This window comes from Bradyrhizobium sp. 149 (genome assembly GCF_023073915.1).
Taxonomy (GTDB): Bacteria; Pseudomonadota; Alphaproteobacteria; order Rhizobiales; family Xanthobacteraceae; genus Bradyrhizobium.
Window position 1 is genome coordinate 305,904 of sequence record NZ_JADPKK010000020.1, and the last position, 25,467, is coordinate 331,370.

Sequence of the window (25,467 nt, forward strand, 5' to 3'; positions counted from 1 at the left end):
CCCCACCGGCAACATTGTGCAGGGCCGCCGCACGGTCTAAAAAGCGGGACCGATTTTCAGGGAGACTGACGATGGCGATCCAGACTGGCGACAAGCTGCCCGAGGCGAAATTCCGCGTGATGACGCCCGAAGGCCCGCAGGTGAAGACCACCGACGATATCTTCAAGGGCAAGAAAGTGGCGCTGTTCGCAGTGCCCGGCGCCTATACCGGCACCTGCCACAAGATGCATCTGCCGAGCATCTTCCTCAATGCCTACGCCCTGAAGGACAAGGGCGTCGACACCATCGCCATCGTCTCCGTCAACGACGCCTTCGTCATGAACGCGTGGAAGCGCGACACCGACCAGCGCGACGAGGCCATCTTCCTCGCCGACGGCAATGCCGACTTCACCAAGGCGATCGGCATGGAGCTCGACGCCTCCGGCAACGGTCTCGGCATCCGCTCCAAGCGCTATTCGATGCTGGTCGAGGACGGCGTGGTCAAGAAGCTGAACCTCGAGGCGATGCCCGGCAAGGTCGAGGTGTCCGGCGGCGATACGCTGCTGGGGCAGCTGTAAGCGTTTAGACGCGCCTTGTACCCAAGAGTGACGTCATGCCCGGGCTTGTCCCGGGCATTCGCGTTCTTGATCACGCGCGGCAAGAGTGCGTGGCCGGATCAAGCCCGGCCACGACGCGTGGAGAGATCTACTCCGCCACCCTCTGCTGCAACCGCGCCTTCACGATCCCGTCGCGCGCGAGCTGATCGGCGCGTTCGTTCTCGGGATGCCCTGCGTGGCCCTTGACCCAGTGCCAGCGCACGTCATGTGCCTTCAGCGCGGCATCGAGGCGCTGCCATAGCTCGACGTTCTTGACCGGCTTCTTGTCGGCGGTGCGCCAGCCGTTGCGCTTCCAGCCGTGAATCCAGCCGGTGATGCCCTGCCGCACATATTGGCTGTCGGTGTAGAGATCGACGGTGCACGGCTTCTTCAGCGCCTCCAAAGCGGAGATCGCCGCCATCAACTCCATCTGGTTGTTGGTGGTGTGCGGCTGGCCGCCGTTCAGCTCCTTTTCCGTAGTGCCAAACTTCAGGATCGCGCCCCAGCCTCCGGGCCCGGGGTTTCCCGAGCACGCGCCGTCGGTATAGATCGTGACGTTGGGACGCTCGCTCACGCGACCAGTCCTGACGGCGTCAGCCCGTAGTCGCCCACGGTGGAAACGCTCTGGTGGAAGCGCAGCTTGCGGACATATTCCAGCGGATCCTTCGGCCGAACCAGCGCGCCGGGCGGAACGTTGAGCCAATCGACCAACCGCGTCAGCAGGAAGCGGATCGCGGCGCCGCGCGCGAGCAGCGGCAGAGCGGCCTCTTCCGCCTCGGACAATTTTCGCACGCGGCCATAAGCATTGAGGAAGGCGCGCGCCTTGGTGACGTTGAAGGAATGATCCGGCTCGAAGCACCAGGCGTTGAGGCAGATCGCAACGTCATAGGCGAGCCAGTCGTTGCAGGCGAAGGTGAAGTCGATGATCCCGGAGAGCTGGTCGCCGAGGAAGAAGACGTTGTCGTTGAAGAGGTCGGCGTGGATCACTCCTTCGGGCAAATGCTTCGGCCAGACCCCGCTCTCGAGGTAGTCGAGCTCGGCGGCCAGGAACGCGCGCAGGCCCGGCTGCACCTCGTCGGCCCGACTCGAGGCAGCATCGAATAGCGGCCGCCAGCCCGAGACCGACAGCGCATTCGCACGCTTGATCGCGAAATTGGCGCCGGCCAGATGCATCTTCGCCAGCGCCCCGCCGACACCCGCGCAATGGGCGGCGTTCGGCTTGCGCGGCCAGACGCCTTCGAGAAAGGTGATGATCGCGGCCGGCCGGCCCGACAGCTCGCGCAGCGCCTCGCCGTCTCGTCCCTTCACCGGCAGCGGGCAGTTGATGCCGTGCTCGGCGAGATGCGTCATCAGCGCGAGGAAGAACGGCAGATCGTTCTTCGCCACGCGCTTCTCATAGAGCGTGAGGATGAACGAGCCCTTGGTGGTGTGCAGCAGGAAGTTTGAATTCTCGACGCCCTCGGCGATGCCCTTGTAGGAGAGCAATTCGCCGAGATCATATCCGCTCAGGAAATCCGCAAGCTCGTCGGCGGCAACGTCGGTGTAGACCGCCATGAAGGTCTACTCGGCGGCGGCTTCGGGACGCACCTGGCGCGGCAGCGGGAAAAACTCGTTCTCTTCCGCGGCAGAGACCGTCTCCACATGCAGCGTGAAGCGCTCGGCGAACGCGTCCATGATCTCCTCGACGATCACTTCCGGCGCCGAGGCGCCCGCGGTGATGCCAAGGCTGGTGATGTTCTCGAACCGCTTCCAGTCGATTTCGGTGGCGCGCTGCGCCAGCACGGCGATCGGGCAGCCCTCGCGTTCGGCGACTTCGCGCAGGCGTTGCGAGTTCGACGAGTTCGGCGCACCGACCACGATCAGGGCGTCGACCACCGGCGCCACCTTCTTCACCGCGAGCTGGCGGTTGGTGGTGGCGTAGCAGATGTCTTCCTTGTGCGGCCCGTTGATGTTCGGGAAGCGCTCCTTCAGAAGCGCCACGATCTCCGCGGTGTCGTCGATCGACAGTGTGGTCTGGGTCACGAAGGCGAGGTTGTTCGGATCCTTCGGGGCGATGGTCTTGGCGTCCTCGGCGGTCTCGATCAGGGTCACGGCGCCGGTCGGGAGCTGCCCGAGCGTGCCAACCACCTCGGGGTGATGGGAATGGCCGATCAGGAAGATCTCGCGGCCGCGCTTGAAGTGGATCGCCGCTTCGCGGTGCACCTTGGTCACCAGCGGGCAGGTCGCATCCAGCGAGAACAAATTGCGGGACGTGGCGTCGGCCGGAACCGATTTCGGCACGCCATGGGCCGAGAACACCACCGGCGCGGTGGTGTTTTCCGGGATCTCGGCGAGTTCCTCGACGAAGATCGCGCCCTTCTTCTTCAACCCGTCGACGACGTATTTATTGTGCACAATCTCGTGGCGAACATAGACGGGGGCGCCGTATTTATCGAGCGCCCGTTCCACGGTGTCGATCGCCCGGACCACCCCGGCGCAGAAGCCGCGGGGAGAACAAAGCACGATCTTGAGGTCTGGTTTGGCTGGCATTGGGCGATCTCGGGACCGAATCACCTCGCCAAATGGGCGGGAAGCGGTCGATGAATGATTAGGGCTTGGGTACGGTCTTACAGGGACTTCAGAGGGAATTGGGCCCCCTTTCGGGCGCTGTCAAGGCACTATCTATAGCAGAACCATTGCGTGGCTACCCCCTCCGGGCTTATATAGCGCGAATTCCCAGTCATCGCTGATGACCACCGGTTTCGCCTCCAAAGGGGTGGGCGAAGCACAAAGGAGATTTGCCATGAGCAACGCACCTCTGATGCCCAAGGCGACCGCCGTCTGGCTGCTCGACAACACCGCGCTGACCTTCGATCAGGTCGCCGATTTCACCAAAATGCACCCCCTCGAGGTGCGCGCGATCGCCGATGGCGACGCCGCCCAGGGCATCAAGGGCATGGATCCCCTCTCCAATGGCCAGCTGACCCGCGAGGAGATCGAGAAGGGCGAGAACAACCCGGACTACCGGCTTCGCCTCCAGGAGAGCAAGGTGGTGCTGCCGCCGCAGCCGAAGCGCAAGGGCCCGCGCTACACCCCCGTCTCGCGCCGCCACGAGCGCCCCAGCGCCATCCTCTGGCTGCTACGCAACCATGCCGAGCTCAAGGACGCCCAGATCATGCGCCTGGTCGGCACGACCAAGAGCACGATCGCCAGTGTCCGCGATCGCACCCACTGGAACACCTCCCAGCTGACGCCGATTGATCCCGTCACCCTCGGCCTCTGCTCGCAGATCGAGCTCGATTTCGAGGTCGCGCGCGCGGCCAAGGAAAAGCCGATCGACGCAGCCTATGGTGGCGCCACCCTGCTGCCGGCCTCCGAAACCACCAAGAAGGACGAATACGAGCCCGCGGAGAGGTCCAGCGACGACCTCAACGTCGATGCCGTGTTCGCCAAGCTGAAGACGCTCGGCGGCAAGAAGCAGGACCAGGAGGAGGAGTAATCCTTCGCTCTCCGTTAATCATCGAATGCGAACGCGGCGGGCAACCCGCCGCGTTTTTGTTTGTGCTTCTCCTCTGTCGAGAAGCAGCGCGCTTACGCCTACGGTCCGCGACCGATGGATTCCGCGGTACGGATTCCGGCCTTCGCCGCAACAACATTGCAGAAACAGCGCGCGCCGCTTACGGCCGGTCCGGATGGTTCAGCATGTATTCGCCGAGATCGCGCTGGCGGCGGTCGGCGCGGGTGGTCGCGGCGCTGCGCTGGACGTCGCGGTCCTTGCGGCAGGCCACGTATTCGGGCGAGCCGACCGCATAGCCACGGCTCTGGCAGACCGCGTCGTCATCGTCGCCGCCCATCGCCACCGGCGTCTGGTAGCGCGCGGAGCAGGCGGAGAGAATGATCGCGAGCAGCACAGCTGCAAGCAGGCGCGGCCCAGCGGCGAGTGGCATACGAGGTCCCCTATCGGCCCGCCCTGTTTAGCGCGGAATGAGGAGAATGTAAGTCCCTGGACGCTGTTCCCGGCTCGATGTCATTCCCCGCGAAAGCGGGGAATCCAGTACACCGCAACGCTCATTGCGTCACACAACTCCGGCCGCGGCGTAGTGGATCGCCTGCCTGCGCAGGCGATGACAGCGGGTTTGGAGCAGCGGCGTCGCGCCTCAATCGCTACGCCCCGAGAGCAAATCTCACACCCTCCCCTTCAGCGCCTCCCCGATCTCGTCGAGCACCTTGGGATCCTCGATCGTCGCGGGCATGGTCCAGGTCTCGCCGTCGGCGATCTTCTTGATGGTGCCGCGCAAGATCTTTCCGGAGCGCGTCTTGGGCAGGCGGCCGACGGTGATGGCGAGCTTGAACGCGGCAACGGCACCGAGCTTGTCGCGCACCAGCGCGACGATCTCTTTCTCGATCTCGGCGGGCGCCCGCTTCACGCCCGCCTTGAGCACCAGGAAGCCGCAGGGCACCTCGCCCTTGATCGCGTCCTTGACGCCGAGCACGGCGCATTCGGCGACATCGGGATGCGAAGCCAGGATCTCCTCCATGCCGCCGGTGGAGAGCCGATGGCCGGCGACGTTGATGATGTCGTCGGTGCGGCCCATGACGAAGATATAGCCGTCCTCGTCCTTGTAGCCGGCATCCGATGTTTTGTAGTAGCCGGGGAATTCGGTGAGGTAGGCTTCCTTGAAACGTTCGTCCTGATTCCACAGCGTCGGCAGGCAGCCCGGCGGCATCGGCAGCTTGATGACGATCGAGCCCATGGCGTTGGGGCCAACCGGCTTTGCCGCTTCGTCGACCACATCGACCTGATAGCCCGGCATCGGCACCGTCGGCGAGCCGTGCTTCACCGGCAACTTGCCTAAGCCAACCGGATTGCCGGCGATGCACCAGCCGGTCTCGGTCTGCCACCAATGGTCGATGACAGGCACCTTCAGCTGCTGCTCCGCCCATTCCACCGTCGGCGGATCGGCGCGCTCGCCGGCGAGGAACAGGGTGCGGAACACCGAGAGGTCGTATTGCCGGATGAATTTTCCCTCCGGATCTTCTTTCCGGATCGCGCGGAACGCGGTCGGCGCGGTGAAGAAGGCGACCGCCTTGTGCTCGCTGATCACGCGCCAGAACGCGCCGGCATCAGGCGTGCCGATCGGCTTGCCCTCATACATGATCGAGGTCGCGCCGTGCAGCAGCGGGCCGTAGACGATGTAGCTGTGGCCGACCACCCAGCCGATATCCGAGCCGCACCACCAGACCTCGCCCGGCTTGACGCCATAGAGGTTGAACATGGACCATTTCACCGCGACCAGATGGCCGCCATTGTCACGCACGACGCCCTTGGGGATGCCGGTCGTGCCTGACGTATAGAGGATGTAGAGCGGATCGGTGGCAGCGACGGGCACGCACGGCGCCTTCTTGCCGTCGTTCATCGCCTTGCGGCGCAGGCCCGCCCAGTCATAGTCGCGGCCGGGCGTGAGGGCGCAGATAAGCTGCGGACGTTGCAGCACGATGCAGGCCTTCGGCTTTGAGCCCGCAAGCCTGATCGCCTCGTCGAGCAGCGGCTTGTACTGCACGATGCGGCCAGGCTCGATGCCGCAGCTCGCCGACAGGATCAACTTTGGCTGCGCATCGTCGATGCGGGTGGCGAGCTCTTTCGCGGCAAAGCCGCCGAACACGACGGAGTGCACCGCGCCGATGCGCGCGCAGGCCAGCATCGCGACGACGGCCTCCGGCACCATCGGCATATAGAGGATGACGCGATCGCCCTTGGCGACACCAAAATCGTGCATGATGGCGGCAAGCGCCTGCACTTCGGTCAGCAGTTCGGCGTAGGTGAATTTGGTGACGCTGCCCGTCAGCGGCGAATCATGGATCAACGCGATCTGGCCGGCGCGGCCGCGTTCGACGTGGCGGTCGATCGCATTGTAGCAGGTGTTGACGACGCCGCCGCTGAACCAGCGGCCGTAGACGCCCTGCGAGGGGTCGAAGATCTTTTTCGGCGGCTCGATCCAGTCGATCTCCTTGGCCGCCTCGGCCCAAAAGCCCTCAGGGTTAGCCAGCGAGCGCGCATAGAGCTCGTGATAGAGGCTCTTTCCGTCGACGTTTCCTCGGACGTTCATTCCCGCGCTCCCGTTCCCTTTATTCGCGTGGCCTCGACCTTGTGGCAGGACAAACGTCCCGCCATGACAGGGATCAAGCACCGGCCTTGTTTGAGGGGTATTTTCCCGGGAACGGGCCGCGGTTCAAGCTGAAAGAACGGTGCTCTCAGCTATCGATCGCATTCAGCCGCTGCAGCCGCTCCTGCATGACCTTCCTCAGATCATAGCCCGGTCGAGCACGCCCAGCTGCGCGGTCGGCGCAAATCACCTTCTCGACCTCGAATTTCGCGATCTCGGCGATCACAGTGCGGCGGCCGCTGGCCGTACCGTCGTTGCCGGGATCGAGCCGCAGCGCGGTTTCGTCGTCGGCCAGCGCCTTCCTGGCCTCAATACCCGTCCACCCCGTTCAGCCGCAGCAAGCGCTCCTGCATCGCCTTTTTCAAATCGTACCCCGGCCGGCCGAACCCGGCATTGCGGCGGGCGATGAAATCATCCTGCTCGCGCTGAAGCGCCTTGGCTTCGCCCGCATTGCGGGCCACGCGGAGCACACGGGTATTGGACGCAAAGACCTCGCGGTCCAGATCAGCGAGCTCGCGGTTGGCGCAGATCGCCTTCTCGACAGGGCGGCGCGCACCCTTGCAACTGAAGCTGGGCTTGCCTGCGACCGCCATCTGCGCGCCGATCCGCTCGATCTCGCGCGCCATCGCCTTGTGATTGGCCTTGGCTGCCTCATGGTTCGGATCGACCTTCAATGCCGCGCCGAAATCCTGCACCGCCTTGGGCTTGTCGCCCTTCCTCAGCCAGAGCTCACCGCGCGCGTTGAAGATATCGGCGAGGCCGGAATCGAGCAGAAGAGCGCGGCTGTCGTCGGCGATCGCGCGGTCGACCTGATCGTGCCGCGCATAGAGCCCGCCGCGCGCGATCAGCGCTTTGATCAAATCGCCCTTCGCCGTCTTCTCGTTGTCGATCACGGCGGCACAGGCCGTGGCGGCCTTGTCGATATCATCGGCTGCGGCAGCCGCAAGACACGGCGCGACGTCGACCTGCGGGACTGCGGCCGGTTCGCCACCCGTCGCGGCATGAGCCGCGGCGACCGAGAGCGCAAAGAGCAACCCGGCGCCGGACCATTGAATGAGAAACCGCATGCCCGTCACAGCCGGAAAGTCTTTGGGTTCAGTCTTGGAGTGCTTCAGTCTTGGGTTGAATCTTGCGCTAAGTCTTGGGTCGAGATCTTGGGTCGAGATCTTGGGTCGAGGTCTTGGGTCGAGGTCTTGGGTCGAGGTCTTGGGTCGAGGTCTTGGGTCAAGGTCTTGGGACAAGGTCTTGCCTTGGGGCCGCACTATCCATCATACGGCCGGATTGGTGCTAGCTTGTGGCGCCGCTCAAATCGGTTTCGGGGATCAACGTGTCGACATTCGAATGGATCATCGTGCTTTTGCTCGGCGCCGTTGCATTATCGGCGCTGGCGCGGCGGATCAAGGTCCCCTACCCGACCTTTCTCGCGATCGGTGGCGCGCTGATCGCCTTTGTGCCGTCGAGCCCGTCCTGGACGCTGGAGCCCGACCTGGCATTGGCCCTCTTTGTCGCACCGGTCCTGCTCGATGCCGCCTTCGACACCTCGCTGCGCGATCTCCGCAAGAATTGGGTTCCGGTCTCGACCCTGGTCGTCGCCGCCGTCGGCCTGACCACGGTCGCCGTGGCCTACGTCGCGCACAGGCTGATGCCGGACATGCCCTGGGCCGCCGCGGTCGCGCTCGGCGCCATCGTGGCACCGCCGGATGCGGCCGCCGCGGTCGCTATCCTGAGCCAGGTGAAGCTGCCCTATCGGATGGTGAAGGTCCTGGAAGGCGAGAGCCTGCTCAATGACGCGACTGCGCTCTTGATCTACCGCATCGCGGTCGGAGCAATCGCCACCGAGCATCTGACCTGGAGCCAGGTCGCGCCGACCATGGCGCTGGCGCTGGTCGGCAGCGTGATCGCCGGGCTTCTCGCCGCCCGCATCATCCCGCTGCTGATACAGCGCGTCACGGAAGCACCCAGTTCGATCATCGTGCAGTTCGCCACCACCTTCATGGTCTGGATCGCCGCCGAGCATCTCGGCCTCTCCGGCATTCTCACCATCGTCGTCTACGCCATCGCCATGGCGCGCACGGCGGGGGCGCGCATGCCGGCCCGGCTGCGGGTGCCGTCCTATGCCGTGTGGGAGACGATGGTGTTCGTGCTCAACGTGCTCGCCTTCATGCTGATCGGCATGCAGATGCGGCCGATCTGGACCCGGCTCGATGCGGACGTGCGCTGGGAATATTGCTTGGCCGCGGCCTCGATTCTGCTCACTGTGGTCCTGGTGCGGCTGGCCTGGATCACATTCTACCGCACGACGCTGCGCGCGCTCGTCGCGCACGGGGTCTATCACCCGAAGGATCCGAAGCAGGTCGCCTCGCCCAAGGGCGGCCTCATCATCTCCTGGTGCGGCATGCGCGGCCTCGTCACGCTCGCCACCGCTTTCGCCCTGCCGGAAAACTTTCCCTACCGCGATTTCATCGTCTTCTCGGCGTTTGCGGTCGTGCTCGGCACGCTGGTCGTGCAGGGCCTGACGTTGCGACCGCTGATCCTGGCGTTCGACCTCAAGGACGACGATCCGGTCGGGGTCGAGGTCGCGCGCGCCCGCGCCGTCGCCTATCGCGCCGCGCTCGACGCAATCGAGGACGATCCATCCGAGGAAGCCGAAATCCTGCGGCTCGAATATCGCGCCATCCTGATGCAGGCGGACGACGACCCGAACGGCGGCATCGCCAACGGCGAATTGCCGGCCGATCCGCTGCGCCGCCGGGGCATTGGGGCCGCGCGCGAATCGATCCTCGACCTTCGCGCCAGGGAAGTGATCGGCGATGATGCATTTCATCGGATCGAGGAAGAGCTCGATCGCGCGGAATTGAGCGCGGGGGGTTAGATCTCGTCGTCCCCCAACAAGCGCCCTGCACAGGTGGCTAGGGATTGAACCAAATCCCGCCTCTCCAGACTCACCCCTCATGACGACTTTGATCGACGACCGTCGTGTGCGCGCGCGAGATGCGTCGCCCGCACGATATTTTTATCTCCACATGGCACTGGCCTGCGCGGCCACCGCTTTTCTCGGCTTCGCACCGACCTATTTTGTGCCGCTTGCGCAACGGACGTTGTCCACAAGCCCTGTGATTCATTTCCACGGTCTCTTGTTCTTCACCTGGTCTCTCTATTTTGTGATCCAGACTTGGCTCGCCGCCTCGGGCCGCGTGGTCAATCACCGCGCGCTCGGCATCGCCGGCGTCTCGCTCGCCACCGCGATGACGATCTTCGGCTTCCTCGCCTCCGTGCATGTGATGCAGCATTCCGCCGCGCTCGGACAGCAAGAGGCCGGCATCGCCTTCTCGATCGTGCCGATGAGCGGGATCGCGTTCTTCGCAGTGGTATTCGTGCTCGCGATCATGAACACGCGAAAGCCCGCGATTCACAAACGCCTGATGCTGCTCGCCGCCGTTTCGATCCTCGACGCCGCGATCGCGCGCTGGTTTCTCACCTTCCTCGCGCCTCCGGGACCGCCCGGGCCGCCGCCGGTACCCGTCACCATCGCGCCCGCAGCGGTCGCCTCGCTGCTGCTCGTGGTCGCCATGGTGCGCGACCGGCGCACCGAAGGCCGGGTACATCCGGTCTACATCTACGGCACGCTCGCGATGCTGGCGGTGAAGGTGCTGAACTGGCCGATCAGCGAAACCGCGGCGTGGCATTCGCTTGCCGGCGGGATTCTGGCGCTGGCGCGGTAGCCCGCTCGGCGGTCGTCCTGGCGCAAGCCGGGACGACGGCGGAATATGGAGCGGCGCCTACGCCCCCGCCTTGCAGGTGATCCCGCCGTCCACCACGAGCTCAATGCCCGTCACATATTTCGACTCGTCCGAGGCCAGGAACAGCGCGGCGTTGGCGACGTCGAAGGCGTCGCCCATGTGGCCCATCGGCACCTGTGCATCGCGCGCGCGCCACATCGCCTCGACGTCGCCCTTGGCGTAGCTAGCGGCGAGGCCGGCGGAATGCTCGACCATCGGCGTCTTCATCAGACCGGGCAGGATCGCGTTGACGCGCACATGGTGGCGCGCGAACTCGATCGCGGTGGTCCGCGTCATCTGGTTCATCGCCGCCTTCGAGGTGCCGTAGGTGACGTAGGAGATGCCCATGTGGCGGATCGAGGCGATCGAGGAGATGTTGATGATGGAGCCGCCGCCCTGTTTCACCATCACCGGAATGACATGCTTCATGGCGAAATAGGCGCTCTTGAGATTGACGCTGAAGACGCGGTCCCAGCTCTCCTCGGTGACCTCGACCACGCTGCCCATCTCGGCGATGCCGACGTTGTTGTCGAGCACGTCGATGCGCCTGTAGGCCTTCAGGCACGCCGCGACCATCGCCTCGACCTCGGCCGGTCGCGAAACGTCGGCCGTGAAGGCGGTCGCCTTGCCGCCCTCATCCGTGATGATCTTCGCGGTCTCCTCGGCCGCCGCGCCGTTACGGTCGACACAAAACACCTGCGCGCCCTCGCGCGCAAAGGTGACCGCAGTGGCCTTGCCGTTACCCCAGCCCGGCCCGATCGAGCCGGCACCCACCACCATCGCAATCTTGCCCTTGAGGCGATCCATCAGTGTCTCCCTTATTTCTCTTGTTCTTCGCAGATGCTCATCGTCGTGACGTTAGCACCAATGGGATGACCGACAATCTCCGACAACGTCTGGCACTTACCTTCATGGCAAAGCCGCCATTCGCCAGTCGCGCCGGAATTGCCCAGCACCACCTCCGGCATCGGGGCGCGCGCAGGCCTCCATTGAAACCATCCGTCGACGAGCCGCGCCTCGGGCGGCGGCTCCATGCCGGGGCCGGTGCCCTTCACCCGCGCCTGCACCAGTTCGAGCCCGGCGGGGGTGACGCGCCAGTCTTCCTGCCAGTCGACCTTCGCGATCGAATGCGTCCACACCAGCGTGAAGGCGGACAGCGCCAGCGCCTTCACGCCTGAGGCTGTCGCGAAGCAGAGGCTCACACCGCCTCGACCGACGCCGGCGGACGCTGCCGCCACTGCCACAGCACGATCGCCGCGGAGAGCAGGAAGCCCACGGTGTCGCTGAACGGGAAGTCGCCGAGCAGGCAGAGCGCGGCACCAAGCGCGACCACACGTTCGAGAAATGTCAGGCGCGTGAACAGGAAGCCGATCGCGACCATGCCGAACAACGCGATCGCCACCAGCGCCTTGAAGGTCGCCAACGCCACCGCGCCGTAGAAGCCGAGCTTGGCCGCCATGGGGTCGCCGGCCTGCAGCATCAGTGCCGGCGAATAGACGAAGATGAAGGGGATGACATAGCCGGCGAGCGCGATACGCATCGCCTCCCAGCCGATCTTGTCCGGATTCTCCTTCGCGATCGGTGCTGCGGCTAACGCCGCCAGCGCCACCGGCGGCGAGAGGTCGGCCATGATGCCGTAATAGAACGCGAACATGTGGCTCGCGATCAGGGGAACGCCGAGTTTCGCCAGCGCGGGCGCCGCGAGCGCCGCGGTGATGATGTAGGTCGGGATGGTCGGGATGCCGGTGCCGAGCAGGATCGACAGCAGCATGGTCATGATCAGCGCCAGGAACAGGCTCTTTTCGCCGAGCCCGATCACCCAGCCGCCGAAGATGGTGCCGACGCCGGTCTGCGACATCATGCCGATGATGACACCGACGATGGCGCAGGCCATGCCGACGGTGATGGCGGATTTCGCGCTTTCAGCCAATGCATCGCGGCAGGCGCGCAGGGCGGAGAATCCGCCGCGCACGAACGCAGTGATCACGATCAACGCGACGACGACGCCCGCGACCGGCACGATCTGAAGGCCGTCACGCGAGAGCGCGGCGACGACGAGCGCGAGCCCGATCCAGAAGATGCTGCGAATCACCGTCGAGGGCGCGCCAGCCGTGATGCTGGCGCCCAGGATCAGCGCCACCGTCAGCGCGAGGCCCATGCTGCCGGCGTAAAGCGGCGTAAAGCCTTCGAACAGCATGTAGACCAGCGCCGCGAGCGGCAGCACGAGATACCAGCGCGTCACCAGCGCCTTCCAGGCGCTGGGAATCTCCGAGCGCTTCATGCCGGTGAGGCCGTGCTTGCCGGCTTCCAGATGCACCATCCAGAACGCGGAGGCGAAATAGAGCATCGCGGGAATCGCCGCCGCTTTCACGATCTCCGAATATTGGACGCCGAGCGTCTCCGCCATGATGAAGGCGACCGCACCCATCACCGGCGGCATGATCTGCCCGCCCATCGAGGCCGTCGCCTCGACGCCGGCCGCGAACGCGCGGCGATAGCCGAACCTGATCATCAGCGGAATCGTGAACTGGCCGACGGTGACGACGTTGGCCACGCCGGAGCCGGAGATCGTACCCATCATGCCCGAGGCGAACACCGCGACCTTGGCAGGTCCCCCGCGGGTGCGGCCGAACAGGCCGAGCGAAACATCTGTAAAGAGCTGGATCATGCCGGCGCGCTCCAGGAACGAGCCGAACAGGATGAACAGGAAGATGTAGGTCGCCGAGACGTAGATCGGCACGCCGTAAAAACCCTCGGTGCCGAACGACAGATGGGTGACGATCTGGTCGAAATCATAGCCGCGATGGTTGAGCGGCGACGGCAGATATTGCCCGAAGAACCAATAGACGAGACAGGCGCCGCACATCAGCGGGAGCGCCGCGCCCATCAGCCGCCGCGTGCCCTCGAAGATCAGGACTGCGAGCAGCGTGCCGACCACGAGATCGAGGCGGGTCGGATCGCCGTCGCGTGCGATCAAATCCGCATAGAAGATCCATTGATACAGCCCGCAAAGAAAGCCGGCGCCGCCGATCAGCCAGCCGAGCGCACGGCCGAAATCGCTCTTGGCGGTGAAGTTGCCGATCAGGCCGAAGGTGAGCAGAATGAGAAAGCCGACATGGACGCCGCGCACCACCTGGCTCGGCAGATAGTTGAAGGCTGCGACGTAAAGCTGGAAGGTCGCGAAGGCGATGCCGATCCAGTAGGCGAGTGTGCCCCACCAGCCCGGGCCAAATCCTTCCGGAAATCCGTGCTCGAAATTGTCGAACTCGACCTTGATGGGGGCCTCAGTGGCCTCTGCCTGCGACATCGATATTTCCCCGCGCCCTGATCCGTCTTCAGCATTCGCGCTGCGCCCCGAATGCGTCATGCCCGGGCTTGACCCGGGCATTTGCGTTCTCTCCGTGATTCCGGGGCGATGCGCAGCATCGAACCCGGAATCACAATATTCCGGGTTCGCCCTGCGGGCGCCCCGGAATGACAGCGGAGAATTACTTGATCAGCCCTTTTTCCTTGTAATAGCGGATCGCGCCGGGATGCAGCGGAACCGGGCTGCCACTGGCCGCCGTCTCGAGCTTGATCTCCTTGCCGGCCGCATGCGCGTTGGCGAGCTCGGGCAGCGACTCGTAGACCAGTTTTGTCATCTGGTAGGCGAGATCGTCCGACACCGCCGAGCTGGTGACTAGATAGTTGATCACGGCCGCGGTCGGCACGTCCTTGTCCTGCCCGGTGTAGGTGTTGGCGGGAATGGTCGCCGCCACGAAGGGCAGGCCGATCTTCTCGACGGTCTCCTTCGGCACCGACACCACCGTGATCGGGCTCGAGGTCGAGAGATCCTTCAGCGAGGCCACACCGAGGCCGGCTGATTGCAGCGTCGCGCCGAGCTGCCGGTTTTTCATGAGATCGACGGATTCGGCAAACGGCAGATACTCGACCTTGCCGAGATCCTTATAGCTCATGCCGGCCGCGGCCAGGATCGCGCGCGAATTCAGCTCCGTGCCCGATTTCGGCGCGCCGACCGACAGGCTCTTGCCCTTGAGGTCCGCCAGCGTCTTGATGCCGCTCTCGGCGGTCGCGACGATCTGAATGTAGTTCGGATAGATCGCGCCGATCGTGCGCAGCTTGTCGAGCTTGGTCTTGAAGCCCGCCTCCTCCTCGCCGTCCCAAGCGGCCTTGAGCGAGTCGCCCAGCGTGAACGCCAGCTCGCCGCGGCCCTGCTGCAGCAGGATCAGGTTCTCGACCGACGCCTTGGTGGCCTGCACCTGCGTCTTCACGTTCGGAATCTTGTCGCCGTAGATCTTCCCGATCGCGACCCCGAGCGGATAGTAGACGCCGGAGGTGCCGCCGGTCAGCACGTTGATGAAGGATTGCGCCTGCGCGCAAGGTGCCGACGCCGCCAGAGCAAGAGCCGCGGCCACGCCGAAAATCGTCCGTTTCATGATTTTTTCACTCCCCAAACCGGCCGGGAAATTGGCCGGATGAGGCGACCGGGTCAACCCGTCCAAAAGTCAAAACAGGGGTGCGGTAAATGGCTGTCCTGGCTCGATTTTTGGGGAACCCGGTGGGTGCGGCGAGGTGGCGCAGCCAGGCAGGCTTACGTGAGGATCACTTCACCCACGCGGCAGGCCCGGTGCAACCTCGCCCGCTTGCGAGAGAGGTCGGCGCGAAGCGCCGGGTGAGGGCTTTCTCGTCCAGGGGATTGTCCCATTGCGGATAAACCCTCTCCCCACCCCTCCCCCGCAAGCGGGGAAGGGAGCGCACCGTCACTGGCAAGCCCTCACTGGCGAACCCTCACTGGAACGTCATGTCCAGGCACTTGGAGATGTCGGAGCCGAGGCCGGAGGAGATGATGATGCAGCCGCGCACCTTCTGTGCGCTGACGTCGGCGGCCCAGACCGAGTAGCCGCCAGGGCCAAAGAACGAATTGGTGTTCGGCGGCTCGGTCTCGGTGGCGTCGAAATCGTAATGGCCGTCGGTCTCGAAAATGCGCGGCTTCTTGGTGCAGCCGCCGTCAGTCTGGACGTTGATGACTTCCTTGTTGTCGCGGGTCAGCGCCAGCGAGACCTGACAGCGGAAATATTCCGAGGTCTTGGTGTTGAAGAGGTAGGTGTAGGACTTGCAGGTCGCGGTGTTCAGCTTGCCCGGGGCGAGGCCACGGCTGCACGAAATTCGCTGGTTGTGGCTGAGCTGGTAATCATCGGCCCGTACCGCCGGCGCCAGCACGGTCAGCAGCAGCGCGGCAGTCCCACAAACTTTAATGACATGGCTCATCCGAATCATCCCCACACCCATATTTTTGTCGAATTGCGTTCTAGACGGAAAGCGGAACATAGTCGCGGAGGGGCGAAGGGAAAATCACAAACTGCTGGGCAAGACGTGATGCGCTGCGGCGCTTTCGCAAATTGACCTGGAGACATCGTTCGTGATTTGTTCAAGCCAAACGCCTCAATGGGGAGGATAGGGTGATGGCATTTTCAACAAAGACATTTTTGGTAACAGCCGTGCTCGGCGCGTTCGCTGCACCCGCATTGGCGCAGACCGCTGCAACGCCTTGGGAGCTCAAGCCCGACACCGGCTATGCCTATGACAAGGACGGCAAGACCTTTTCCTACAAGATGGGCACCAACAATGCAGGCGAGCTGCTCAAGGGTGCCAAGAAGGTGCCGAAGGGCACGCTGTTCTTCATCGGCCACAACGGCCAGCTCTACATGCGCAGCGGCCCGTATCTGGAAGGCGACGGCAAGTTCAAGTTCGGGTCGGATCAGTAGGCCGAGGTCGCGGCGACGGTACGCTCCCTCGCCCCCGTTCTTACGGGGAGAGAGTTGGGGTGAGGGGCTGCGTCCGCAATTGCGGTGAGAGCTGGACTCGCGGAGAGTCTCCCTCACCCGGAATTCAAGCTACGCTTGAATTCCGACCTCTCCCCGCAAGCGGGGCGAGGTGAAGAGACACCTTTCAAAACGCCCCCGCCAGCTCCCGCGCGCCGGCATTGTTGCTGTTGCTGTCCATCCGCGTATCCGTCACCGCCAGCAGCTTCGCCACCGTGTTGTGCCGGATCGCGACCGGGTTGCGCTCGTAACCGCCGCGCTGGAAGAAGTTCGAGGTCGGCACCTGCTCGCGCATCGCCTGCGGCATCGTCACCATGTCGAGGCCGGTGCCATCGCCGGTGAGATTCATCATCTCGAGCTCGGCCGCGCTGAGCGGGCGGCTATAGCCCTTGGCGCGCGCGAACAGCACCGAGGTGAGCAGCTTGTGGGTCTGCAGCATCGGCCCGATATCGATGTCGAGCACCATGGCATGCATGGCCCAGCCCTGCGCGGTGTTGCCGATCTTCTCGTGCTCCGACCACGTGTCGGGCACCGACTTGGCATGCGCCACCATCTTCTTCAGAATAGTGAGCTTATGCTCGAGCGACTGGCGCGCCGGGCCTGAGGTCCGCGCGACCTTGTCAGAGAGCGCGCGGATGAATTCATGGCCCTGCTCGGCCAGCAGCTCGACGCTGTTGGTGGTCAGCAGCTGGTTGTAGCCCATCGCGGTCGAAATGGCGCGCTTGCCGCCATGCTCGATCCCCGCTTGCACGTCGTAACTGCCGGTGCCGCCGGTCTCGAACGCATAGACCCGCACCGCCTGCTCGCGCGTCAGCCCCGAGGCCAGCGCGTAGCGCGCATAGACGCGCTTGAATTCGACTTCGCTGGACGGCCGCTGCGGCGTGAACTGGTAGAGTTCCTGCGCCGCGCGCAAGAGATCGGCGACCACCGGTATCGGCTTTTTGGTCGGGCGATCCGGGGTTTCCTCCGGCTCCGGGTTCACCGGCCGCTTCGGCCCGTTATAGAGCGGCGGATGCTCAAGCACGTAGTCTTCCAACGTGATCTGCTGGCCGCTGCGCCGCTTCGCGTTGCGGCCGCGACGCTTCTCGGAAATCTGGCTCCAATAGGCGCCGGCCTCCTCGTCGAACGCCGCGCGCGCGGCCTGATATTCCTGCAGCTTGCGGCGATATTCGAGCACGGCCGGCGATGCCCCCGCGCTTTGCGCAAAGAACTGCGACAACAGTTGGGCTTTGGCGTTGCTGACGGCCGGCGGCAGCGCGTCGGATTCGCCACCGCGCGCGGCAGGCACGAGCAGGACGAACGCGAGTGGAACCAGCCTCACGGCATTTCGAATCGATCGATGCATGCTGCCCTCTTAGCAGGCATCCGGTAACTGTCACGTTAACGCGCCGTTTACCTCTCTTTTTGTCTCCTGCGTCACTTCCAGGCGAATACCGGCTGTTCCAGCTCGGTGACGCGGGTGTGCCGTCCCGCCAGCACTTCGCGGAACTGGTAGATCAGCGCCGCCGTCGGTGCGTGGATCAGGCTCGACTGATGATGGAAGCGGATCACACGGCGCGTGCTCTCGGGGATCGCGACGAAATCGAAGGCGTCGGCGCGCTCGACCGTCGCAAGCGCGATGCGATGCACGGAGGCGACCTCGTCCGGGTTGGGTTTGATCGCCGCACCATCGGCGGCCCAGACCACGACCGGGGTGATCAGATAGCCGGAGCGGGTCGGATAATCGTCGAGCGTACCGAGCACCTCCGCGCTGGTGAGGCGCAGGCCAAGCTCCTCGTCGAACTCGCGCAGCGCCGCCTCGACCGGCGTCTCGCCGGCATCGCAGCGTCCGCCCGGCAAGGCCCATTGGCCGCGATGAGCGCGCAGATGCGATGCGCGCAGCGTGAGCAGCAACGCCGTGTCATCGCCCTCGCTGGCCGCGGTGAGCGCAACGACCACCGCGGCACGCTTCAACGCCGCCGGCGCTTCATCCTGCGGCAGCCGTGTGAAGGCCGCGCAGGCAGCCGCGATATTCCGCCGTGTGGCATCGTCGAACGGTCTCATGCTGCTTGACTACACCACGTCCGGCCCCGATGAAATGAGATCGCAAGACCCGCGCAGGAAATGGACGACATGACCAACAAGACCGCCGCGAAGCTGAAAGCAGATGGCTGGACCATCCTGGAGACCACGGGCTTCATGCACCTGATCGGCCCATTGTGGGAGCGCAAGGTCGACGGCCACTACGAATTCGCACTCGCGACCGAGGACAAGCACCACAATCGCCGCGGCATGGTCCAGGGCGGCGTGATGATGACGTTCGCGGACCGTACCTGCGGCATGACCGCCCGCTACGTCTCCGGCAAGGAGTTCATGGCGACCGTGCAGCTCGACACCCATTTCGTCGAGGCCGGCCAGATCGGCGACATCCTGATCTCCCGCCCGCGCGTGGTGCGCTCGACGCGCAGCCTCGTCTTCATGAGCACCGAGGTCAGCGTGGATGACCGCTGCGTGGTGATGGCCAATGGCGTGTTCAAGATTTTGAAGGGCCCGGCGTAGGCTCCACGCATTCATTACGAGCGCAGAAAAGCAATCCAGACTCTTTCCGCGGACGCATCACTGGATTGCCTCGCTGCGCTCGCAATGACGGGGGTAGCTGGCTATGCTAGGGCCAATGAAGCACTGAGGAGCCAGCTCATGCAATATCGCCAGCTCGGCCGCACTGGTCTGAAAGTTTCGCCGATCTGTCTGGGCACCATGATGTTCGGCGGGCCGACCGATGAAGCTGCCTCAAAGCGCATCATCGCGAAAGCACGCGAGGCCGGCATCAATTTCATCGACACGGCGGATGCCTATTCGAAGGGTGCATCCGAAGAGGTCGTCGGCCGCGCCATCGCCGGCAACCGTCACGCCTGGGTGCTCGCGACAAAACTCGCCAATCCCATGAACAATGGTGGGGGCGAGGATCCCAACCGTGTCGGCCTGTCGCGGCGCTGGGTGTTGCAGGCCGCCGACGAAAGCCTGAAGCGGCTCGGCACTGATCACATCGACATCTATTATCTGCACAAGGAAGACCACGCGACGCCGCTGGAGGAGACGGTGCGCGCGATGGGTGACCTGATCCGCGCGGGCAAGGTGCGCTATTTCGGCGTCTCGAACTACCGCGCCTGGCGCGTCGCCGAAATCTGCAACATCTGCGACCGGCTCGGGATCGACCGGCCCGCGGTGAGTCAGCCCTATTACAACGCCATGAACCGCATGCCCGAGGTCGAGCACTTCCCGGCCTGCTCCTATTATGGCCTCGGCATCGTGCCCTACAGCCCGCTGGCGCGCGGCGTGCTGACAGGCAAGTACAAACCCGACGCAACTCCTGACAAGGAGACGCGCGCGGGCCGCAACGACACCCGCATGATGCAGACCGAATGGCGGCCGGAATCACTGCAGCTCGCGCAGGAGATCAAGGCCCACGCCGAGAAAAAGGGCATCACCGCCGGCCAGTTCGCGGTCGCCTGGGTGCTGAACTCCGCCTTTGTCTCCTCGATCGTCGCCGGCCCGCGCACCGAGGAGCAATGGGACGGTTATGTCCGCGCGCTCGACTATCGCTTCACCGCGGAGGACGAGGCGCTGATCGACAGACTGGTCGTGCCGGGTCATCCCTCGACGCCGGGCTACAACGACCCCGCCTATCCGATCGAAGGCCGCCGCGCGCGGACGGCTTGATACGAGACAACCATGGCTCTCGAAGATCGCTACGGCCTGCCGCTGTCCACCTCTTCGCCCGAGGCGGCATTTGCTTATCGCGAGGGGATCGACCTCATGCTCGCGGGCTGGACCGGCACGGCGGAAACGCTGGAGCGCGCGATTGCGATCGATCCGGACTTCGCGCTTCCCCATATCGCCCGCGCCCGCGTGCACGCCTTCTATCAACAGGGCGATCTCGCGCGAAGCAAGGCGGCACGCGCGCGCGAGATCGTGGCGAAACGCGGCATGGAGCGCGAGCGTTCGCATGTCGAGACGCTGTCGCTCGCAATCGAAGGCCGGCTGCCCGAGGCGATCGCGGCGACGCTGAAGCACGTCGAGGCGTGGCCGCGCGATGCATTGGTGCTGTCGCTGCCGCTCGGCGCGTTCGGCCTGTTCGCGTTCTCCGGCATGGCCGATCACGACCGCGCGCGGCAAGAGCTGTGCGAGCACCTCGCGCATCACTATGGCGAGGATTGGTGGTTCCTCACCATGTACGGCTGGGCCATGACCGAGAACGGCGACGTCAGTCGCGGCCGCGGCGTCACCGAGCGTGGCTTCGACCTGCGCCGGCACAACGCCCACGCCGCGCACGCCGTGCTGCATGCGATGTTCGAGGACGGTTCGATCGAGGCAGCCGACCAGCTCGTCGATGACTGGATCCCCTGCTACGAGCGCGCCGGAATTTTGCACGGCCACATCCGGTGGCATCAGGCGCTCGGCGCGCTGGAGCATGGCGATGCCGCGCGGGCGCTTGCGATCTATGCCGACGTGCTGCAGCCAAAGGCCACACAGGCGCCGCCGCTGAACGTCATCACCGACGCCGCCTCGCTGCTCTGGCGTCTGTCGGCTTACGGCCACGCGGTGCCGAGAGCGCTCTGGATCGAAGGCGACGCCGCCGCGCAAAAGCTGTTTCCGAAGTCAAGCCTGCCCTTTGCCGACGTCCACATGGCGCTGTTCGCCGCAGCGACGCAAAATCGCGAGGCGCTCGCCACGCGTCTTGCCGTGATCGAGCAGCGGCTCGGCGATGGCAAGCTGCCGGCCGGTCCCGTCGTGCCGGCGGTCTGCCGCGCGCTGGCAGCCTTTGCTGACGAGGATTACGCGGCATGCGTGCAATTGCTCGCGCCCGTTCTCGGCGAGGTCGTGCGCGTCGGTGGCAGCCACGCCCAGCGCGAGTTGATCGAGGACACCTTTATCGTCGCGCTGATGCGCAGCGGCGAGCTGCCCCGCGCCCGCGCCCTGCTCGATGCCCGCCTGCACCGCCGTCCATCCTTGCGCGATACGCGCTGGCAGGCCGCGATGGGCTAGCTCCGCCACGAAAAAAACACCAGCCTGACGGCAAGTGCCCGCCGGGAATGGGTCGGGCGATATGGGCGAATCGCCGTTGGGGTGGCACGGGTGGTATTCCAGTCGGATTCGGCAGAACAAACGGGACCGCAACCAATTTGCGGTTCGATGGTTATCGGCAGGAACTTTTCCGCGGTTCCCTGGCATGTGAGCCTTTCGATGCGCCTCTGCCGACCAATTCTCATTGCGGCCCTCACTTTCTCGGTAAGCCCTTGTTTTGCCGAGCCTTCCGGGCCGATTCCCGTCAATAATCCGCCGGGGCAGCCAAACGCATTTGTCGACCTGCTGGCGCTGATGTCCGGCCATTGCAAGACGCTGAAGGTCGCCGGCCGTACCTTCGCCTGCAAGACGGTGGCCTACGCCCATGGCGACAGGGGCCGGGTCAATTTCGCGGTCGCCGTCGACGATCCCTCCGATGACAATCATGTCGTGTCGTTCTCCGGCGAGAACGGCAAGCGCGCCGACGACAATTCCTATGAGCTGCCGATCGACCGCATGCTGCTCAACTCCAAGGACCGCCCCAAGGTCGACGGGCTGCCGGTGCCGGCCGAGCAGACCTCCACCGGCCTCTGCCGCCAGACCGGCAATTTCGCCGCCAGGAAGGTGACCGATGTCACCTGCTCCGCCACCGACAGCGAGGGCCGCCGCTACGAACTGCTGTTCGTTTCCGACGGCACGCCCGTGAGCGTGCGTCGTATCAGGCAGTCGGCGCCGTCGATCCAGGATCCGTTCAAGTAGCGGCATCCCCATCCCGGCGGAAGCCGGCCCCGGACATCAATCATTGTGTATGATCGCGGCCATGTTTCGGAGCAGCCCATGATGCGCGACCGCCTGTTTCTGCTGCGTCCTGGATTCGGGGACCCGGCCTATCCGGGCCGCCATTTCTATTGCTGGCATTGCGCGCTCATCGAGGGCGTGCTGGTCTCGTTTCCGCAGCTCGCCGAGAAGCTCGACGTTGAGCGCATCGCGTGGCCACGCCCGCGGCAGGCCGTGATCGCACTGGTCGGCGAGCAGAACCAGTCGCTGCCGCTGCTCGTGCTGGCGGTTGGAGCGGCCTCGCCGCACCAGACCGGCAGCCATCAGGGCCGCGCGCTCATTGCCGACAAGGACGCAATCCTTGCCGCACTCTCCGAACGCCACGGTTTCCCCGATCCGCATCCGTGAGGGTGAGCGCGCGTGGCCCGGAATGCCGTCGCGAACGAGGGAAGATTGACATTACGTGTTGTCACTATCGCCTCGCATAATCGGTGCAGCAAGCAAGTCTGAAAGCCGCTCCTCATGCCTCACCCCCTCCCTGCCCTCATCGTCGTCGACGTCCAGCGCGCGTTCGACGAATGGGAGGCGGCCGGCAAGCGGCGCAACAACCCGGATGCGGTGGCGCGCATTGCCGATCTCCTGAAGGCGTTCAGAACGAGCGGCGCGCTGATCTTCCACATTCGTCATGAGGGCACCAAACCTCGGCCGAGGAGATCCATGCGATGACGCTGTCGAACCTCAACGGCGAATTCGCGCGCATGATCACCACCGATGACGTGATTGCGTCATTCGCGGCAGAGTGATGGCAGAGTTGCGATCAACGCCGGTTGTGCGACAATAGATCTCACGAGACGCACGAAACCGACGGCGATGAAACTGCGTCGTTTCGACGCCCGCACTGGCCGGAACGCGCCGAATGCCCATGTGTTGTCACACGACATTCAACTGGAGTGATGACATGAAATATCTCTTTGTCGCGATGGCCGTCGGTGCTGCGGCGCTTGCCGGCGGATCGGCGGCGAACGCGGCCAATAATTCAAGCGCGAAACACAACGCGCCAGCCGGCCAGTCGACCGATATCAGCGCGCAGCACAGGCACCACCATCATGGCCATCGCCATCACTGGCGTCCTCACCACCATCACGGCTTTCATCGTCCGCATTACCGGAGCTACGGCTATTACCCGCGGCACCACGGCTATTACGGCGGCGGACCCTACGGATATTACGGCGGCGGCGGTCCCAGCGTGACATTCGGCTTCGGCGGCGGCCGCTGGTAAGATGAAAGGCCCGCGGAATGCGGGCCTTTTTCTTGCCTCTCAGCTATCCCTGCAAGATCATCCCCGCCGTCTGCTGACCGCTCGCCAGCGCCGCCTCGACCGTGCCCATGTCGGCTCCGCGATAAAGCGCCTCGCCGGAGAACAGCACCGGACCATCGGCGCGCGCGAGGATCGTTTGCGCCCCGCGCGTCCGCGGCGTCGCCCACGAATAGGCGCCGCGGGCGAAGGGATCATGCGCCCAGTTGGTCGCAACGGCCGCGACGAGCTCACGCGCGAGGTCCTCGCGCGACAGGCTGAAGACGGTAGCAAGCGAATCGAGCCCGGCATCGATCAGCGCTTGCGGGCCGAGCTGCGACAGCGCTGCCGTGCGCGGCCCGCCGAACCATCCGGTCAGCACGGGGTGCCGGTCCGGATGTTGCGTCCACCACACCGGGATGGTCTGGTCGGACAAAAGGAAGCTCATGTCCGCGAGCTCTTGCTTGCGCTCGCGCCACCACGGCCGGGTGAAACGCAGCAGGATCTTTATCACGTTACCGAAGCCGATGTCGTCGGCACACGCGGCCTTCGCGCGTGCGCTCTCCGGGAGGGCGATCTCGCGCAGCAACGGCAATGGAACAGTGAGGATCACGCGATCGCATCCATGTACGTCGCCGCCGGCACAGCGGACGACCAGCGTGCCACCGGCCTCCTCGATCGCCGACACTGCGCAGCGGAGATAGACTGCAACGCCATACCTGCGGCACTCGGCCGCCAGGAACTCGATCATCGCACCATAGCCGCCCTTGATCCGCGCCTGCGGAGAGTGCCCGCAAGCCATCCATTCCTCGCGCAGCGCCAGCGTCGAGGCGCGCTCGGGGTCGGCCGCATCGTAGCCCTCGACCATCCGCTCGATCGAGTGGCGCAACCACGCGTATTCATCTTCGGCAAAATGCCGGCGCAGAAAATCGGCGACAGTGAGGTCCTCGTTCAATTGCCGAAGCACGGCTTGCAGCTCAGCCTGTTGCGGATCGTGGCGATCCTCGCGCACGATGTGTGCGCCGTCAAAGCTCCACCGCTCGCCTTCGATCTCCTGAAGGGACAGTCCGGCTTCGCGCAGCAGCGCGCGCGTGACCGGCGCCTCGCCGTGGACGAATTCGGCGCCGCCGTCGGCGGGGTAGCCGAACTGCGAGATAGATAGCGGATGGATGCGGCCGCCGCAGCGCTCGCGCGCCTCCAGGATCGTCACTGTCCTGCCCGCGCGCGCCAGCTCGCGCCCGGCCATCAGGCCGGCCGCGCCGGCACCGACGATGACGATATGCTCTGATGTTGCCGACATCTCGGTGCTGTTACTTGCCCACGGCCTGCGGATCGTTTTGGATGAGATAGCGCAGCAGCAGGACACCTCCGCCGAGATCCCGCGTGCTCTCCAGCGTCATCGCTGTCAGCGGCGCACGCTGGTCGGCGTCGGCGTCCGTGGAGTCGAACACGAAGGGCGCGCCCTTGGCGCCATCGATCGCAGGGCTGAGGATCAGATCGAATTCGTCGATGAGGCCGGCACGCAGGAACGCGCCGTTTGCGACGCCGCCGCCCTCCAGCAGCAAGCGCTTCACGCCGAGCTCGCGGTTGAGAATGTCCAGCGTCAGCGCGAGATCGGTCTCGGATTTGCCGGCAAAGATATAGGATACGCCCTCACCGCGGAGCCCGGCGAGATGCGAATCGGAGACGCCCTCGGTCAGCACCACGACGATCGGATCGCCGCCGATATCGGAGCGGCCCCAGCCGATTTTGCCCTGCGCATCGAGCACGACGCCATAGGTTTTTGCGTCGCGCCGCGCGAACCAGTTTTCGCGCGGAAATTTCACGTCCGCCGTCGTAGGATAGGGCTTGCCCTTGGCGAACTCCGAGCCGGTGACGCGGCCGATCACCCAGGCATCGCCGCCGAGTTCGTCATGGACCTTCTCGAACCAGTCGGTGCCCGCGCCCTCCGGACGCCAGCGGCTGGGGTGGGTGCGGCCGTCCAGACTCGAATGCATCAGACAGATGACGTAAGGCTTCATGCGTATCTCCGGG

Annotated in this window: 27 protein-coding genes and 1 pseudogene; 12 read left to right on the forward strand and 16 right to left on the reverse strand. The window is 64.8% G+C overall.

Annotated features, from left to right (window positions below; translation table 11 throughout):
* Positions 1-71: 71 nt before the first annotated feature.
* Complete coding sequence (locus tag IVA88_RS16500; RefSeq protein ID WP_247498284.1) at positions 72-557, forward strand: peroxiredoxin; 486 nt, start codon at positions 72-74, stop codon at positions 555-557.
* A 127-nt stretch (positions 558-684) separates the two neighbouring features.
* On the opposite strand, the gene rnhA is transcribed toward IVA88_RS16500, so the two are convergent.
* Genes rnhA through ispH form a run of 3 tightly spaced genes read right to left on the reverse strand, consistent with a single transcriptional unit; the run spans position 685 to position 3,104 of the window.
* Positions 685-1,149 (reverse strand): ribonuclease HI, encoded by a 465-nt coding sequence (gene rnhA, locus IVA88_RS16505; RefSeq protein WP_247498285.1) that lies wholly within the window; start codon positions 1,147-1,149, stop codon positions 685-687.
* Entirely contained in the window at positions 1,146-2,129 is a 984-nt protein-coding gene (locus IVA88_RS16510) for a homoserine kinase (protein ID WP_247498286.1), read from the reverse strand. The genes rnhA and IVA88_RS16510 overlap by 4 nt, the downstream gene beginning before the upstream one ends.
* Positions 2,130-2,135: 6 nt before the next feature.
* On the reverse strand, positions 2,136-3,104 hold the full coding sequence (gene ispH, locus IVA88_RS16515) for a 4-hydroxy-3-methylbut-2-enyl diphosphate reductase (RefSeq protein ID WP_247498287.1): 969 nt from the start codon (positions 3,102-3,104) through the stop codon (positions 2,136-2,138).
* Positions 3,105-3,357: 253 nt separating this feature from the next.
* Between ispH and IVA88_RS16520 the strand changes: the two genes are divergently transcribed.
* Complete coding sequence (locus IVA88_RS16520) at positions 3,358-4,053, forward strand: cell cycle transcriptional regulator TrcR (protein WP_027565675.1); 696 nt, start codon at positions 3,358-3,360, stop codon at positions 4,051-4,053.
* A 178-nt stretch (positions 4,054-4,231) separates the two neighbouring features.
* Here the strand turns inward: IVA88_RS16520 and IVA88_RS16525 are convergent, their stop codons facing one another.
* From IVA88_RS16525 to IVA88_RS16540, 4 genes and pseudogenes are all read right to left on the reverse strand, one after another.
* Complete coding sequence (locus IVA88_RS16525; RefSeq protein ID WP_247498288.1) at positions 4,232-4,501, reverse strand: hypothetical protein; 270 nt, start codon at positions 4,499-4,501, stop codon at positions 4,232-4,234.
* A gap of 237 nt (positions 4,502-4,738) precedes the next feature.
* Positions 4,739-6,661, reverse strand: coding sequence for a propionyl-CoA synthetase (locus IVA88_RS16530; protein ID WP_247498289.1), 1,923 nt, complete (start codon positions 6,659-6,661; stop codon positions 4,739-4,741).
* 145 nt (positions 6,662-6,806) lie between these two features.
* A pseudogene (locus tag IVA88_RS16535) lies at positions 6,807-7,028 on the reverse strand (hypothetical protein); the annotation flags it as partial.
* Positions 7,027-7,785 carry a hypothetical protein gene (locus tag IVA88_RS16540; RefSeq protein WP_247498290.1) on the reverse strand — a complete coding sequence of 253 codons (759 nt, stop codon included), beginning with the start codon at positions 7,783-7,785 and terminating at the stop codon, positions 7,027-7,029. The pseudogene IVA88_RS16535 and the gene IVA88_RS16540, both read right to left, overlap by 2 nt.
* Before the next feature lie 227 nt (positions 7,786-8,012).
* Here IVA88_RS16540 and IVA88_RS16545 point away from each other — a divergent pair, with 227 nt between their 5' ends.
* Positions 8,013-9,590, forward strand: a complete 1,578-nt coding sequence (locus tag IVA88_RS16545; RefSeq protein WP_247498291.1) for a sodium:proton antiporter — start codon at positions 8,013-8,015, stop codon at positions 9,588-9,590.
* Between the two features lie 79 nt (positions 9,591-9,669).
* Positions 9,670-10,440, forward strand: a complete 771-nt coding sequence (locus tag IVA88_RS16550) for a hypothetical protein (protein ID WP_247498292.1) — start codon at positions 9,670-9,672, stop codon at positions 10,438-10,440.
* Positions 10,441-10,497: 57 nt separating this feature from the next.
* Here IVA88_RS16550 and IVA88_RS16555 read toward each other — a convergent pair whose 3' ends face one another.
* From IVA88_RS16555 to IVA88_RS16575, 5 genes are all read right to left on the reverse strand, one after another.
* Positions 10,498-11,304, reverse strand: coding sequence for a glucose 1-dehydrogenase (locus IVA88_RS16555; RefSeq protein WP_247498293.1), 807 nt, complete (start codon positions 11,302-11,304; stop codon positions 10,498-10,500).
* Between the two features lie 11 nt (positions 11,305-11,315).
* Positions 11,316-11,735: a DUF1850 domain-containing protein gene (locus IVA88_RS16560; RefSeq protein ID WP_247498294.1), complete on the reverse strand. Its 420-nt coding sequence runs from the start codon at positions 11,733-11,735 to the stop codon at positions 11,316-11,318.
* The gene (locus tag IVA88_RS16565; RefSeq protein ID WP_247498295.1) at positions 11,696-13,804 is read right to left on the reverse strand and encodes a TRAP transporter permease; all 2,109 of its coding nucleotides are present in this window, start codon (positions 13,802-13,804) and stop codon (positions 11,696-11,698) included. The genes IVA88_RS16560 and IVA88_RS16565 overlap by 40 nt, the downstream gene beginning before the upstream one ends.
* A 181-nt stretch (positions 13,805-13,985) precedes the next feature.
* Positions 13,986-14,933, reverse strand: coding sequence for a TAXI family TRAP transporter solute-binding subunit (locus IVA88_RS16570; protein ID WP_247498296.1), 948 nt, complete (start codon positions 14,931-14,933; stop codon positions 13,986-13,988).
* 352 nt (positions 14,934-15,285) lie between these two features.
* Positions 15,286-15,765 carry a hypothetical protein gene (locus IVA88_RS16575; protein ID WP_247498297.1) on the reverse strand — a complete coding sequence of 160 codons (480 nt, stop codon included), beginning with the start codon at positions 15,763-15,765 and terminating at the stop codon, positions 15,286-15,288.
* Between the two features lie 194 nt (positions 15,766-15,959).
* On the opposite strand from IVA88_RS16575, the gene IVA88_RS16580 reads away from it, so the two are divergent.
* Positions 15,960-16,262, forward strand: a complete 303-nt coding sequence (locus IVA88_RS16580; protein ID WP_106941092.1) for a hypothetical protein — start codon at positions 15,960-15,962, stop codon at positions 16,260-16,262.
* A gap of 184 nt (positions 16,263-16,446) precedes the next feature.
* Here the strand turns inward: IVA88_RS16580 and IVA88_RS16585 are convergent, their stop codons facing one another.
* The gene (locus tag IVA88_RS16585; protein ID WP_247498298.1) at positions 16,447-17,664 is read right to left on the reverse strand and encodes a hypothetical protein; all 1,218 of its coding nucleotides are present in this window, start codon (positions 17,662-17,664) and stop codon (positions 16,447-16,449) included.
* Positions 17,665-17,735: 71 nt separating this feature from the next.
* Positions 17,736-18,362, reverse strand: coding sequence for a CoA pyrophosphatase (locus IVA88_RS16590; RefSeq protein ID WP_247498299.1), 627 nt, complete (start codon positions 18,360-18,362; stop codon positions 17,736-17,738).
* Positions 18,363-18,431: 69 nt separating this feature from the next.
* Between IVA88_RS16590 and IVA88_RS16595 the strand changes: the two genes are divergently transcribed.
* From IVA88_RS16595 to IVA88_RS16625, 7 genes are all read left to right on the forward strand, one after another.
* A complete protein-coding gene (locus tag IVA88_RS16595) occupies positions 18,432-18,857 on the forward strand; it encodes a PaaI family thioesterase (RefSeq protein ID WP_247498300.1) in 426 nt (141 codons plus the stop codon).
* A gap of 138 nt (positions 18,858-18,995) precedes the next feature.
* Entirely contained in the window at positions 18,996-20,018 is a 1,023-nt protein-coding gene (locus tag IVA88_RS16600) for an aldo/keto reductase (protein ID WP_247498301.1), read from the forward strand.
* A 12-nt stretch (positions 20,019-20,030) separates the two neighbouring features.
* Complete coding sequence (locus IVA88_RS16605) at positions 20,031-21,344, forward strand: tetratricopeptide repeat protein (protein ID WP_247498302.1); 1,314 nt, start codon at positions 20,031-20,033, stop codon at positions 21,342-21,344.
* Between the two features lie 198 nt (positions 21,345-21,542).
* On the forward strand, positions 21,543-22,121 hold the full coding sequence (locus IVA88_RS16610; RefSeq protein WP_247498303.1) for a hypothetical protein: 579 nt from the start codon (positions 21,543-21,545) through the stop codon (positions 22,119-22,121).
* Between the two features lie 78 nt (positions 22,122-22,199).
* The gene (locus IVA88_RS16615) at positions 22,200-22,547 is read left to right on the forward strand and encodes a DUF3088 domain-containing protein (RefSeq protein WP_247498304.1); all 348 of its coding nucleotides are present in this window, start codon (positions 22,200-22,202) and stop codon (positions 22,545-22,547) included.
* Positions 22,548-22,661: 114 nt separating this feature from the next.
* Complete coding sequence (locus IVA88_RS16620) at positions 22,662-22,865, forward strand: isochorismatase family protein (RefSeq protein ID WP_247498305.1); 204 nt, start codon at positions 22,662-22,664, stop codon at positions 22,863-22,865.
* 232 nt (positions 22,866-23,097) lie between these two features.
* Positions 23,098-23,418, forward strand: coding sequence for a hypothetical protein (locus IVA88_RS16625; protein ID WP_247498306.1), 321 nt, complete (start codon positions 23,098-23,100; stop codon positions 23,416-23,418).
* 43 nt (positions 23,419-23,461) lie between these two features.
* On the opposite strand, the gene IVA88_RS16630 is transcribed toward IVA88_RS16625, so the two are convergent.
* Both IVA88_RS16630 and IVA88_RS16635 read right to left on the reverse strand, forming a co-directional pair.
* The gene (locus tag IVA88_RS16630; protein ID WP_247498307.1) at positions 23,462-24,733 is read right to left on the reverse strand and encodes an NAD(P)/FAD-dependent oxidoreductase; all 1,272 of its coding nucleotides are present in this window, start codon (positions 24,731-24,733) and stop codon (positions 23,462-23,464) included.
* Between the two features lie 10 nt (positions 24,734-24,743).
* Entirely contained in the window at positions 24,744-25,454 is a 711-nt protein-coding gene (locus tag IVA88_RS16635; RefSeq protein WP_247498308.1) for a dihydrofolate reductase family protein, read from the reverse strand.
* Between the last annotated feature and the right edge of the window lie 13 nt (positions 25,455-25,467).